This window comes from Natronorubrum daqingense (assembly GCF_001971705.1).
GTDB lineage: Archaea > Halobacteriota > Halobacteria > Halobacteriales > Natrialbaceae > Natronorubrum > Natronorubrum daqingense.
The window spans coordinates 3,241,573-3,253,934 of record NZ_CP019327.1; the positions used below are offsets into that span (position 1 = coordinate 3,241,573).

Below are 12,362 nucleotides of genomic sequence, written 5' to 3' on the forward strand. Positions count from 1 at the left end.
GGTCGTCACCGTCTCGAGGACGGACGCCGGTACGCGGTCCGTATCAACTCTCAGATACGCTACCCACTTTGTATTCGGTTGCCAGAAGGGCTGAACGGTGAGCCATACGCTCGCTCAGGGTTGACTTGAACGGACCAATTCGGCGTCGAAATTGTTCGATTCCGTTTACGAACCGCTGTCAAATACGAACGAGCTTCGATCTTACAACTTCCTTCATTCGGCAGAAAAATTATTGTATATCTGTCGCCATCTCAAGTCTCATGGGAACACGAGTTGGGGAACGATGTGGAGTGCCTAGTCCGTTGGTCTCCTCGAGACGAGTGCGTCCTCGGTCGCATGAACCGAACGCAAATTCGATCGACGTGACGAGAACGGATCTGTATCACTGCCGATCCCAACCGACGAGCATAGGGACTGTTTCATGAGAAACGCGTTCACGATGCTGGGTGTGATCTGTCTCCTCGTCGGGAGTGCAATCGTCGCTGCTCCGTTCTTCGGCGGCTATTCTACCCTTGCCGACAGAGAAACGAGCGTCTCCGTCGCTGAGGACGAACAACACGCGTATCTCGGCCTCGAGGAAACGTACGACGGACCGCTCATCGAATACGAAAGTAGATGGCTGATTGGCGATATCGACGTGAGCGCCGATGTAGCGCACGTAACGAACAACGCGAACAACCCACTCGAGATTACGGACGTACACGTCCGCGGTACGACGTGGGCTGGCGGCGGTGATAGCAGTGTCCTCTCGGTCGCGAATGCCGATGATCACGCCGGCCTCGACTCTGGGGACGTCGTGCCGATCGAACTCGAGTGTAGTCAGGATGTCGACGTGGCGGCGGACGACGCGACGGTCGACTTGTCGGTTACTACAGACGGATCTGGTGCTTCTGTTGACCGAGAGGCGTTTACGGTATCTGGCGTCGATTTCGATTGCGAAGGCGACCAGCCACCCGCCGATGACTACCCAGCGCCGATTCCAATCGACGATTCCGGCCTTGAACTCGTCGGTCCACCCGAAACTGCGACCTCGAGTGGCGTCGATACTGGCGAGGAATCGGCAGTCATGTTCGACATCGAATACGAGGGCGAAGGTGATGGAACTGTGACTGGAATCTCAGTCCGAGAAACCTCGAGTGCGGCGAGTGAAATCGGCTACACCGGAACCGGCGGCTCAGAACTCATCATCGACGCGAGTGAAGACGGAAGTCTCGATGACGATATCGAAATCGGCGACGGTGCACCCCGATACGATCTTGATGATCAGGCACTGCTCGAAAGTGGGGACGAGGCCACAGTTACGCTCGAGCAGTTCCGTACTGGCGGCGCATTCAGCCAGGTCGACATGCGCGGTGAAACAGTGACGGTCGTCCTGTACGTAGAGGGACTCGATTCGGACGATCCCAACGCCGAACTTCCCATCGAAATAGTTCTCGATATTCCTTAATAGTGCGGTGGTGGGCACTCGTCTACGCGACGTACTCTTTTCTCCAACTTCTGATAAAATAGGTGTTCGTCTATGATGAGTATACAGTACACTTATATAATTCAGGACAGGATTGTCTTGTAGAATGAACAGTGTTGGGAACCGACCATCTTCACACGATTGCCGGGATCGAGGGGTCAATCCGCAACTCGGTATCGTGCTGTTGTTCATGATGGTCTTCGTGGGGGGGACGCTCGTGTTCGTCGTGGGAATGAGTGCGATGGATACGATCCAATCACAGACGCACGGGGAAAAGACCGAACAGGACCTTCAGCAGTTCGACGCCGATCTCACGACGATTGCTGGACAGGGTGAAACGGGATCAGTCTATCTCGACGGTCTCGACGGCGAAATCGTCGACGACGGCGAATTGAAAGTGACCGTTTCGGATGGGTACCGAACCGACACTGAATCGACCAATTTGACAACGTTCGCGGCCGAAGACGACGGTGGAAACGAGTACGCCTATCAGGCGGGTGGCGTCTGGGAGATTCACGACGACCGGGCGACCCCGATGGCGACGCCGAACATCGACTATTATCAGGAGACCATCGACGACGAGGAGGTCGGCCGAATCGACATTTCGCCGCTCTCACTCGAGGGAACTGTCGGCTCCGGTGAGCACACAGTTCAACAACCCCAAGACGATAATTCAGGAGAATTCGACACCCTCGGTAACGACATGGACTATGTGGACCACGTCACGGTCGAGGTTACCGATACGGCCTACCACCACGGCTGGTACTCATTCCTGGAGGACGAGTTCGATGCGGTCGACGAATCCGACGTGGACGACGACTGTGACTCGGCCAGTGGCGAAGTGACTTTAATCTGTCACGACGAGTCGGCAGAGTCGGTTACGGTCGTCGCCGCCGTCGACGGGGACGCACCGCTCGCAGACCTCGTCGATATTGAACCGGCCGTCTTCGGCGGCCTGTTCCTCGAGGGTGATGAGGGTCAACTCCGTTCGAGTCTCGACGTAAACTCCTACGACGACCACGATACGGCGAGTAACGTTACTGATGATCTGTTCCTCGCGAACTATGACGAGTACGAGCTAGCGAACAATGCCAATGTTTCCGGACTTTCTGTAGTTAACGGAGAAGTACATGCGCCGTCGAATCCTAAAATGTCTCCACTAGTGTATGGTCTTGAGTTTACTGACCAAAGCATCCACGAACCCCTCGATGAAGGTGTTTATCAGATAAATTCCGACGAACCACGAGGACAATCCGTTGGGGCTGAATTATCTGAACCGTTCGACGATATCGATACGATCGACGACGAACTCGAGCGATTACACACGGAGTATCTCGATGGTGAATCAGAAGCGGATGGTGAAGTCTCCGCCACCGACGATAGTAGTCAAGAAGGGTTGTTCGATGGGGCGTCCGACATCAATTCACTCGATTCGTCCGATGGCGACATTCACGTTGGTGTCGACGAACACGACACGCTTGAACTCCCATCTGATTCAGATGATCCATCCGTGTCAGAAACTCTCACAGTTAGTGGAGACAATCAGACGAACTTCTACGTCGAGGGGGATGTCCAACTTGGGAATGTCGAAATCGAACCCGACGATCGCGCCGATTCGCTATGGGTCTACGCATCGAGCGAGTCGCAGATTACGATCGACGACGACTTCCAGGGCGTCGTCTACGCGCCGGGTGCAGACATCGACATTGCTGAGAACGTAACGATCGACGGTGCAGTCGTTGCTGGAGACGGCAATATCGAATCAAACCAGGGCTCACAGGGGCCACAAGACGATAACATCGAGGAGTACGATGTCGAGATCAACTTCGACGAATCACTCCGTACCGAGACTCCGTTTACGGACTCCGACGAGGACCTCTACTTCGAGTACGGCGAGCAACGAATGCCACTCGATGCGACGTTCGTGCTCGACCGATCCGGATCGATGGGCCCACACAATCCGAGTGATGCAATCGATCCGTACAACCCGAACGACGAGGAGGACATCGGCGAATCGTGGGAACCGATACCGACGGACGATCCGTTCCGAAACATGGACGGTGGCTTCCTCGGGATCGGCGACGAATCTGACGTCGAACTCCGTGACGAGGACGGCAACACCGAGCGACTCGAGTATCGCGACTACGCTCATCCGGATGATTGGGAGGATATCCGTGTCCACCCAGACGACCACGGTGGACTGTTCGGCGGCTCGGCCACGCTCGGACTGTACGACCACCCTGGCAACGACCCGACCAGTGAACGGGTCGACGCAACTCGGAATTTCATCGGCATGATGAACGAGACCGATGGTGACCGCGCCGGAGTCTACGACTTCGACCGAGACGGACACGTGCTCCACCACCTCGACGACGACCTCGACGCAGCGCAGGCGAACGTCGAAGGCCACGCAGACGGCGGAACGAACATGGCCGACGGGTTCGAACTCGCACTTAATGACTACGAGAACTACGGCGAAGACGACCAGGAGCGAGTTACGGTTTTGCTGAGCGACGGACAGAACAACTATCCCGAAGATGATGCGGCGATGGACGCGCAAGTCGAGCGCGCGAACGAACTCAACGTCACGCTCTACACTGTCGGATTAGGCGGCCTCGAGCACGATCCGATTCCGGAAGACGAACTCGAGGAGTGGGCCGAACAGACTGGCGGCTCGTTCCACAGCACGGACGACGCCGAGGAACTCTTCGATCTCTTCGAGACCATCGCGGAAGAAGAAGTCGAGGTCGATGCCGAACCAGAAGTCGAAATTACCGCGACACACGAGCGGGACGTGACGGCAGACTACGCTGTCAGTGCCAGCGAACAGGTCGTCGAGATCGACTCCTGACACGCTCGCTCAAGCTGACAAATTATAGATGGCGGCGACCTCGTGGTTGATCTGTCCGATCCAATATAGTCGATAAGGCGTATAATGCGCACGATATTGCCATCCTATCACACACCGGAGTACTGTCATTTCTCGGCAAGAAACATTATGTACAACAGATACGTCAGTCCTTATTGGGGGATACGATATCCAATGGCGACACCGATGAGTAGTGACTCGAGAAAGGGGGAAATATTCGATCTCTTGAGCAATCAGCGTCGCCGCTATACGATTCACTACTGTAAACGTGAGAACGAACCAGTGACGATCGGCGATCTGGCGGAACACGTGGCGGCCTGGGAACTCGACAAGGAGGTCGCAGAACTCACGTCTGCAGAGCGAAAGCGCGTGTACACGTCCTTACAGCAGACACACTTGCCGACGCTCGAGCGAGCGGACGTGATCGAGTTCGACGACCGGACGATCGAACTGACAGACGAGGCCGCCGCGCTTGACGTCTACCTCGACGTTGTGCCTGCGGACTCGATTCCGTGGGGTGTCTACTACCTCGGGTTGGCCGCCCTCGGTGGAGTCATAATTGGAGGACTGTGGCTCGAGGTCGTCCCAACGGGAACGGTTTCAGAACTCGAATGGGCAACGCTGGTGTTTGCATTGTTCGCGTTTTCGGCAGTTGTACACGTAGTTCAGAGTCGACAGATGCGATTGGGAGAGATAGAGCGACCACCGTAGAGAACGTGACGATAGATGCCTCAAAAAAGTACTGTAACGCGACGTACTGCGCTCGGACTGATCGGAGCCGGCGTCCTATTGACGGCATCCGAGACGTTCGGGTTTAGCGAAATCTATGCGGGGCGAGGTGTGAGCGTTACTGCGAGCGACGATCCATCTGCGTATCTCGGAATTGACGGCACTACCGCTGACAGGACTCCCGTGTTTGTGAACAATACTACCACATATTCGATGACCGTCGAACTTGACAGCGACGACGATATCGAGTTTGATGTAAACGGAGAAGATGAATTTCAGGAACAGGTTGAGTTCGATATTGAACCGGGAGAAAACCAAGAGATTGAAGTAGGGGGGACAGATGAAACAGCGATCGTTCATATTTTTGCTGACCTCGAACCGACGAACAGCGACGACGCCACTGGCATTATCGATCTCGAACGGATATTTGAGATACCTCAGACAGCCGCTATCAGTGACATACAGGGAAGTGTTGATTCCGCGGGCAACAGTGGCAATTACGAATTTATCATCGAGAATACTCAACCTGACGACGGTCAAGTAGTCGAGCTTGACGGACTAGCTATCAGCTGGACGAATAACGAGGATGCGAATCAGGTTGGTGGCCATAATGATGATATTTTATTATTCGAAGACGAGCAGATTATAGACGAGGTTATCTACATTGGCGAAGAACTCGTCGGGTTCTCGAGAGATGGAGAAGAAAATACTGTTGCGATTGAACCTGGTGACGAAATGGAATTCGAGTTTGATAGATTTCGCGAGGAAGATGGGGGCGGTAGTAATGTTGGTGTTGACGACGTGGATATCACAGTCCGTGCAACCGACGGTTCTACCGCTCAAATTGAATTGAGATCCTGACAGTATTACGGCGTACGAGGGCTGACCTCATTCAGGAGTAGTACTTACATCGTTTCAAGATAGCCACTACCCTTGAGTTTGAACATCACGTCGAAATACATATTCTGTCATCACTCTCCACGTTTGTGCTGTTAGCGTCTTGTTCGCGAAAATTCCTCTGGTGGCAGTGAAGCAATCACATAAGGTTATTGCTACTGACGAAAGCAAATGTAATCTTACTACAACGGCTGGTACCAGTGTAGATACAGCGACGTATGACTCCCTCGAGACCAACCCGAACGCCTTTTTAGCCCCGCACTCGGAGTTGTTCGCATGTCGACCGAATCGATTAGTGACCGACGCGAGCATATCCGCTCGATCAGCGTGACGGCGCTGTCGGCGCTGCTCGGCGTCGCTGCCGGGTTTGCCTCGTTGGCGATTACCGGCGACGCCGCTTCGGCGGACGCGGCAGCGTCGGATATGCGAGGGCTCTTGCTCGTGTTGGGGGCGATCCTCGCCCAGTTCATCCTCTTTGACTTCACGAGCATTTACGGGGACGACGAGTTCGGGGCGAAACACTACCTGTTCATCGTGTTCATGACCTTCTCGTTCTGGTTCGTGACGTTTGGAATCTTGCTCACCACGGGGGCAAGCGTCTAACAATGGCGGATGACAGCATCGCCGTCGTAGACTTAGATCGGTGCCAGCCGGATCGATGTAGCTACGAGTGTAAGAACTACTGCCCGCCGAATCGGACGGGAAAGGAGTGCATCACCCTACGGGGTGAAGATACGGACGAAGGGCAACCCGAACAGATCCACATCTCCGAGGAGATCTGTCTGGGCGAAACCTGCGGGATCTGCGTCGAGAAGTGCCCCTTCGACGCCATCGAGATCATCAACCTGCCGAAGGAACTCCAGAACGATCCGGCCCATCGCTACGGCGAGAACGCCTTCTCGCTCTATGGGCTCCCAGCTCCACAGGACGGGCAAGTCACCGGGATCCTCGGCCCGAACGGTATCGGGAAGACCACTGCCATCCGAATTTTGGCCGGCGAACTCGAGCCGAATCTCGGACGCCACGACGAAGACGTCGACTGGGACGACATCCTCGAGGCCTACCGCGGGACGGAACTCCAGGACTACATCGCGGCCGTCCGCGACGGCGACGTGACCGTCGCCCGAAAGCCCCAGTACGTCGACCAGATTCCGAACACGTTCGACGGAAACACGCGCGAGTTGCTCGAGCAAACCAACGAACGAGGGGCGCTCGACGAACTCGTCGAGCGACTCTCGATCGGGCCGGTGATGGACCAGTCGATCGACGACCTCTCCGGCGGAGAACTCCAGCGTGTGGCCATCGCGGCGACGCTGGCTCGTGACACGGACTTTTACTTCCTCGACGAGATCACGCCGTATCTCGATATCGGCCAGCGAGTGACGGCAGCCCGATTGATTCGGGACCTCGCTGAGAAAGAAGATCGATCGATGCTCGTCATCGAACACGATCTCGCCATTCTCGACTTGCTCGCCGACACGCTCCACGTCGCCTACGGTGAGCCCGGTGCCTACGGTGTCATCACGGCCCCGAAATCCGTCCGAAACGGGATCAACGAGTACCTCTCGGGGTACCTCGACAACGAGAACATGCGGATCCGACCGGATCCCATCGAGTTCGAAGAACACGCGCCTCGAGCGGCGAGTCACACCGAGACGCTCGTCGAGTACCCTGACATCACCAAGAGCTACGGCGAGGGCGAGTTCTCGCTCGAGGTCGAGGGCGGGACGATCCGCCAGAACGAGGTGCTCGGTATCGTCGGTCCGAACGGAATCGGGAAGTCGACGTTCGCGAAACTCCTCACGGGGAACCTCGAGCCAGACACCGTCGGGCAAGACCCGACGGAAACGTCGAGCGGGCAAAGCCCGCTAGACGCAGGCGACGCGGACCTCGATCTCGACATCTCCTACAAACCACAGTACGTGACGATCGACCAGCACATGCGCGTCGACGCCTTCCTCTCGTCGATCACGGACCAGTTCGGTTCCTCGTACTGGAACACCGAAATCGCCCAGCCGCTCCAACTCGAGCGGATCATGGAGCAAAACCTCGCGGACCTCTCGGGCGGCGAACGACAACGGGTGGCCATCGCGGCCTGTCTCTCCGACTCCGCGGATCTGTACTTACTCGACGAGCCGTCGGCCCACCTCGACGTCGAGCAGCGGGTGCAGGCGACGAGCGCGATCCGACGCTACGCCGAACAACAGGACGCGACGGTCATGGTCATCGACCACGACACGTACATGATCGACCTGCTCGCGGACCGATTGATGGTCTTCGACGGCGAGCCCGCCGAACACGGTCGGGCCGGCGCGCCACAGCCGATGCGCGACGGCATGAACGACTTCCTGGCGAATCTCGAGGTCACGTTCCGCCGGGACGAGCGCACGTCGCGCCCGCGAATCAACAAGCCCGATTCGCAACTCGACAAACAGCAGAAAACGGACGGCGAGTACTACTACGCGCCCTGACGCTGGGACGTGAATTGGTCTGTATGCAAATCTGTTCTTCCGACGGCGATTCGAATCGGCTTTGCTGACGGTCCTACGGTGAGTTGCGAGTGCCGATCGCGAAACCAACCAGCACGATCGAGAGCCCGAGAGCGATGGCTCCGACGACGGACGTCGAGACGACGAGCGTCCCGGTCGCGCCGAGGACGCCACCGATCGCAGCGACGAGCGTCCCCACGAGGACGAACGCGATACCGAGGCGTTCGTCGGTACGGAGTTCCGAGTCGGGTTCCGTCTTCGACTCCGGTCGCTCGAGCGGGTCCACGAGTCGCCACTCGGGCGCCTGCGCTCGCTCGAGTCGGTATCGCCCGCCCGAGAGCGAGGAGAGCAACGCGTCGCTGGCGGTTTGGAGCGAGGATTCCCACGTCCACCACTCCTCGTCGTCGGGCTCGAGATCCGTCCGCTGGACGTAGACGGGTTCGCCGACGATGTGGTCGATCGAGGCGGCGTCGTAGCCGACGTCTTCGACGAGTCGGGCGAGGAGGAACTCCCGAGACCACGGAATCGGTTTCTCGAGGGGGAACGAGACGGTCTCGCCGTGGGGGAGCGCTACGGTGAGTTCAACCGTAGTCGGATCGAGTCCGGCGACGTCGGTGATGCGCCCCTCGACGTACCCCTCGGGCGTCGTCATGACGTCGACCCGACCGAGTTCGTCCGCGAGAGCCCCTTCCGAAACGGACTCCCCGGCGCTCTCCTCGAGTCGGTCGTGCGTCGTCTCTCGGTCGTGTCGTCGGTCACTGGGTGAACCGGGAGCGTCGTCGAATCGCTCGTCGCGTCCGCGAGTGACCTCGATTTCGACTTCACCGTCGCTATCGCTGGTCTCGCGGTCGATATCGTTCGGTTCGGTAGGTTCGTCGGTCACGAGTCGGGTAGTCGTCTCGAGCGTACGGTCGCGAGCGAGGTAAGTCGTTCCCGTCTCTTGCATCCCTGCGACAGGCTGACAGCCGGCTCACCTTTCCCGGCACGCCTTCGAGAACACGCCCTCCTCGAAGACGCACAGACAGAGCCGAACTGGTTGGAGTGCAATCTAATCGGTGAGGGTGTGCGGTAGTAGGCTGCCACCGAGAGATGGGCCAAGTTAGCTAATCAATCGCTGACAGCTACCACAGAGGTTCTCCTCTTTGATGTCGACTTCGCGGACGGTCGGCGAGAAGTTCATCACGCAGCGGTTGTTGTCGCAGTGCTCGAGGCCGTAGGTGTGGCCGATTTCGTGGACGATCTCTTTACGGACGCGGTCTTGAAAGATGTCGGCTGCACTTTGATTCGAAAAGCCGCCGTCGCTCGAGGTCTGGAGGCGGTAGGTCGAGACGACGCTGCCGCTGCCGTCGAGATAGGCGAGTCCGAAGACGTAGTTTCGACGGCGATAGAAGAGGTCGTGTGGCGTAATGGCGATGTTCTTCTCGCCGTTGCCGACGCGTTCGGCGAGTTGGATGAAGGTTTCTGCAGTGTACTGATTTCGGTCGGCGTCGTACGCACCGTTGGGGACCGGCTGGGAATCGTTGATCGTCACGTCGCAATCGTATACCGATCGCAACGCGGAAGAAGCCGCCCGTTTGACGTTGGCGGGGACGTTTCCGACCGGCACGATATCGACGAGCATAGCAAGTGCTATGGCGGCGGATGGCATAAACGTCCCGCCGTGTCCCACTCTCGCCGGAACCCGGAGACGTTGCTCGAGGCCTTAGCCGATTTCGAGTCACTCGTCGAGGTCGGTATCGGCCGCCGAAGCGATATCGCGGCGGCCCTCGCCGCTCGCGGCGCGAGCGTCACCGCGACGGACGTTCACGACCGATCGGTTCCGGACGGCGTGCGGTTCGTTCGGGACGACATCGTCGATCCGGATCTCTCGCTCTACGAGGGTTTCGAGGCGATTTACGCGCAAAACCTCCCTCCTGAGTTACACCGCCCGGCACTCGAGGTCGCTCGCGAGGTCGACGCTGCGTTCTTGTTTACGACGCTCGGTGGCGACCAGCCCGCGGTTCCCGTCGAGCGAGTGACCATCGACGCTGGGACGCTGTACGTGGCTCGCTCGAGCGAGTCTCGATGATCGATTTGGCTCGAGATCGATTTCGACGAGTGTGGGCTGTTATCAGAGAACTACCAGCGGGGAGCGTGACAGATCGCTCCGAACGAATTATCGGGGTGTACTTCCTTTCGCACACTAATGGCCGGTGAGTACGCAGTCGCTGCTGTCGCGCTCGTCGTTGCGCTCGTGGCCGTGGCGGTGGCAGTTTCGGGTTTCAGTTACCTCCTCTGGTTGGTGCTTCGAGTGTTCTCTGCCCCCGGCGTCGTCGTCCACGAATTCGCCCACAAACAGGCCTGTGACGCCGCCGGGGTTCCCGTCGCGGAGGTGGTGTACTTCCGACTGGGTGACCCGCCGGGGTACGTTCGCCACCACCACCCGAAGCGCTATCGAACGTCGTTCGTTATCAGCGTCGCGCCGTTTCTGGTGAACACGATTATCTCGCTCGTCGCGTTCCTCGGGTTCGCCTGGCTCGTGACGACGGCCGTCGACGCTACTGTTCTGGCGGACGGTCCCGCCCTCGAGTCGGTTTCCGCGGCAGTCGGTGAACTGCTCGCAGCCCCACCCGAGACGCTCGCACTCGTCGGACTCAGCGGCTGGCTGGGGCTCTCCGTCGGGATGCAGGCGTTTCCGAGCACCGGCGACGCGAAAACGCTCTGGACGCGCTCGAGCGCGGAGTGGCGCCAGTCGCCGCTCGTGTTGCTCGGCGTTCCCGTCGTCGTCGTCATCTACGTCGCGAACTTGCTCTCGTGGCTGTGGGCCGACGTGCTCTACGCGCTGGCACTCGGTGTCGCCGCGTTTTCCGTCATCGGTTGGATCGGTCTCTGATTCGACTGCAGCCGTGACCCTCGGTCCCCGCCTCGAGTCCAAATCCGACCGTCTTTATTCCTGCCGCCGCCTCTACTCGAGTATGAACGCAGATGCTGTCGTCCTCGATATCGACGGCGTGCTCGTCGACGTCGAAGACTCCTACCGACGCGCGATCGTCGAGTCGATCGAGGCCGTCTACGACCGAACGATCCGCAAGCCCGACATTCAGCAGTTCAAAGACGCGGGCGGGTTCAACAACGACTGGGAACTGACGTACGCTGCCGCGCTGTACGTCCTCGCGACGGGTGAGGGCTACAGCGCGTCCATCGACGAGTACACCGACGAAATCGCCGCTCGAGGCGGCGGACTCGAGGCCGCCGAGGACGCGGTTCGCGAGGAACTCGGCGCGCGGGCGACCCAGCGCGTCACGGAGCGCTGGGATCGAGAGCGACTCCGCGACGTGTTCCAGCAGTTGTACCTCGGGGCCGACCTCTATCGGGGCCTCGAGGGCGGGAATCCTGATCGCGAGACGCCCGGGTTCATCCACGACGAACCAGTGTTGCTCGAGCCGGAGACGCGCGAGGCTATTCTCGAACGGTACGACGTCGGCGTCGTCACGGGCCGACCGGAAGCGGAGGCCGAAATCGCACTGGAGCGCGTCGGTCTCGAGAGCGAGATTCCACTCGAGCACCGATTCACGATGGACGACTGGGCGGAAGGGAAACCACACCCCCACGCGTTGACCACGCTCGCCGAGCGATTCGACGCCGACAGCGTGGTCTTCGTCGGCGACACCTTAGACGATATTCGAACGGCCACGAACGCGGCCGACGCGGACCCCGGCCGGGAGTACTACGGCGTGGGCGTCCTCACCGGCGGCCTCACCGGCGAAGAGGGCCGGCGAGCGTACGAGGCCGAAGACGCGGCGGCCGTCCTCGAGTCGATCAACGACCTGCCGGACCTGCTCGAGTCGTAGGTCGAGATACTCGAGCGATCCGTTTTCCTCGCAGGATTACCTGATCCGTTCTTCCTTGCAGGGCCGCCCGTCCGCTTTTTGTC

General features: G+C 58.8%; 11 protein-coding genes. 9 read left to right on the plus strand and 2 right to left on the minus strand.

The genetic code is table 11. The annotated features are described in order from the left end of the window. Positions 1-421: 421 nt before the first annotated feature. From BB347_RS15675 to BB347_RS15700, 6 genes are all read left to right on the plus strand, one after another. Entirely contained in the window at positions 422-1,447 is a 1,026-nt protein-coding gene (locus BB347_RS15675; protein ID WP_076580027.1) for a hypothetical protein, read from the plus strand. Positions 1,448-1,571: 124 nt separating this feature from the next. Next, positions 1,572-4,316 (plus strand): vWA domain-containing protein, encoded by a 2,745-nt coding sequence (locus tag BB347_RS15680; protein WP_236995962.1) that lies wholly within the window; start codon positions 1,572-1,574, stop codon positions 4,314-4,316. Positions 4,317-4,520: 204 nt separating this feature from the next. After that, positions 4,521-5,045 carry a DUF7344 domain-containing protein gene (locus BB347_RS15685; RefSeq protein WP_076580252.1) on the plus strand — a complete coding sequence of 175 codons (525 nt, stop codon included), beginning with the start codon at positions 4,521-4,523 and terminating at the stop codon, positions 5,043-5,045. A gap of 129 nt (positions 5,046-5,174) precedes the next feature. Next, entirely contained in the window at positions 5,175-5,924 is a 750-nt protein-coding gene (locus tag BB347_RS15690) for a hypothetical protein (RefSeq protein WP_139326972.1), read from the plus strand. Positions 5,925-6,236: 312 nt separating this feature from the next. Continuing rightward, entirely contained in the window at positions 6,237-6,563 is a 327-nt protein-coding gene (locus BB347_RS15695; RefSeq protein WP_076580022.1) for an EMC6-like membrane protein, read from the plus strand. A 2-nt stretch (positions 6,564-6,565) separates the two neighbouring features. Beyond that, complete coding sequence (locus tag BB347_RS15700) at positions 6,566-8,431, plus strand: ribosome biogenesis/translation initiation ATPase RLI (protein WP_076580021.1); 1,866 nt, start codon at positions 6,566-6,568, stop codon at positions 8,429-8,431. A 73-nt stretch (positions 8,432-8,504) separates the two neighbouring features. On the opposite strand, the gene BB347_RS15705 is transcribed toward BB347_RS15700, so the two are convergent. Together BB347_RS15705 and BB347_RS15710 are read right to left on the minus strand one after the other, a co-directional pair. Beyond that, positions 8,505-9,395, minus strand: a complete 891-nt coding sequence (locus BB347_RS15705) for a hypothetical protein (RefSeq protein WP_236995963.1) — start codon at positions 9,393-9,395, stop codon at positions 8,505-8,507. A gap of 153 nt (positions 9,396-9,548) precedes the next feature. Continuing rightward, entirely contained in the window at positions 9,549-10,070 is a 522-nt protein-coding gene (locus BB347_RS15710; protein WP_076580019.1) for an archaemetzincin family Zn-dependent metalloprotease, read from the minus strand. 39 nt (positions 10,071-10,109) lie between these two features. On the opposite strand from BB347_RS15710, the gene BB347_RS15715 reads away from it, so the two are divergent. The 3 genes from BB347_RS15715 to BB347_RS15725 all read left to right on the plus strand — a co-directional run bounded on the left by BB347_RS15715 (position 10,110) and on the right by BB347_RS15725 (position 12,279). Further along, positions 10,110-10,517 carry a UPF0146 family protein gene (locus BB347_RS15715; protein ID WP_076580017.1) on the plus strand — a complete coding sequence of 136 codons (408 nt, stop codon included), beginning with the start codon at positions 10,110-10,112 and terminating at the stop codon, positions 10,515-10,517. A 117-nt stretch (positions 10,518-10,634) separates the two neighbouring features. Further along, the gene (locus tag BB347_RS15720; protein WP_076580016.1) at positions 10,635-11,321 is read left to right on the plus strand and encodes a metalloprotease family protein; all 687 of its coding nucleotides are present in this window, start codon (positions 10,635-10,637) and stop codon (positions 11,319-11,321) included. An 82-nt stretch (positions 11,322-11,403) separates the two neighbouring features. After that, positions 11,404-12,279 (plus strand): TIGR01548 family HAD-type hydrolase, encoded by an 876-nt coding sequence (locus BB347_RS15725; RefSeq protein ID WP_076580014.1) that lies wholly within the window; start codon positions 11,404-11,406, stop codon positions 12,277-12,279. Positions 12,280-12,362 lie beyond the last annotated feature (83 nt).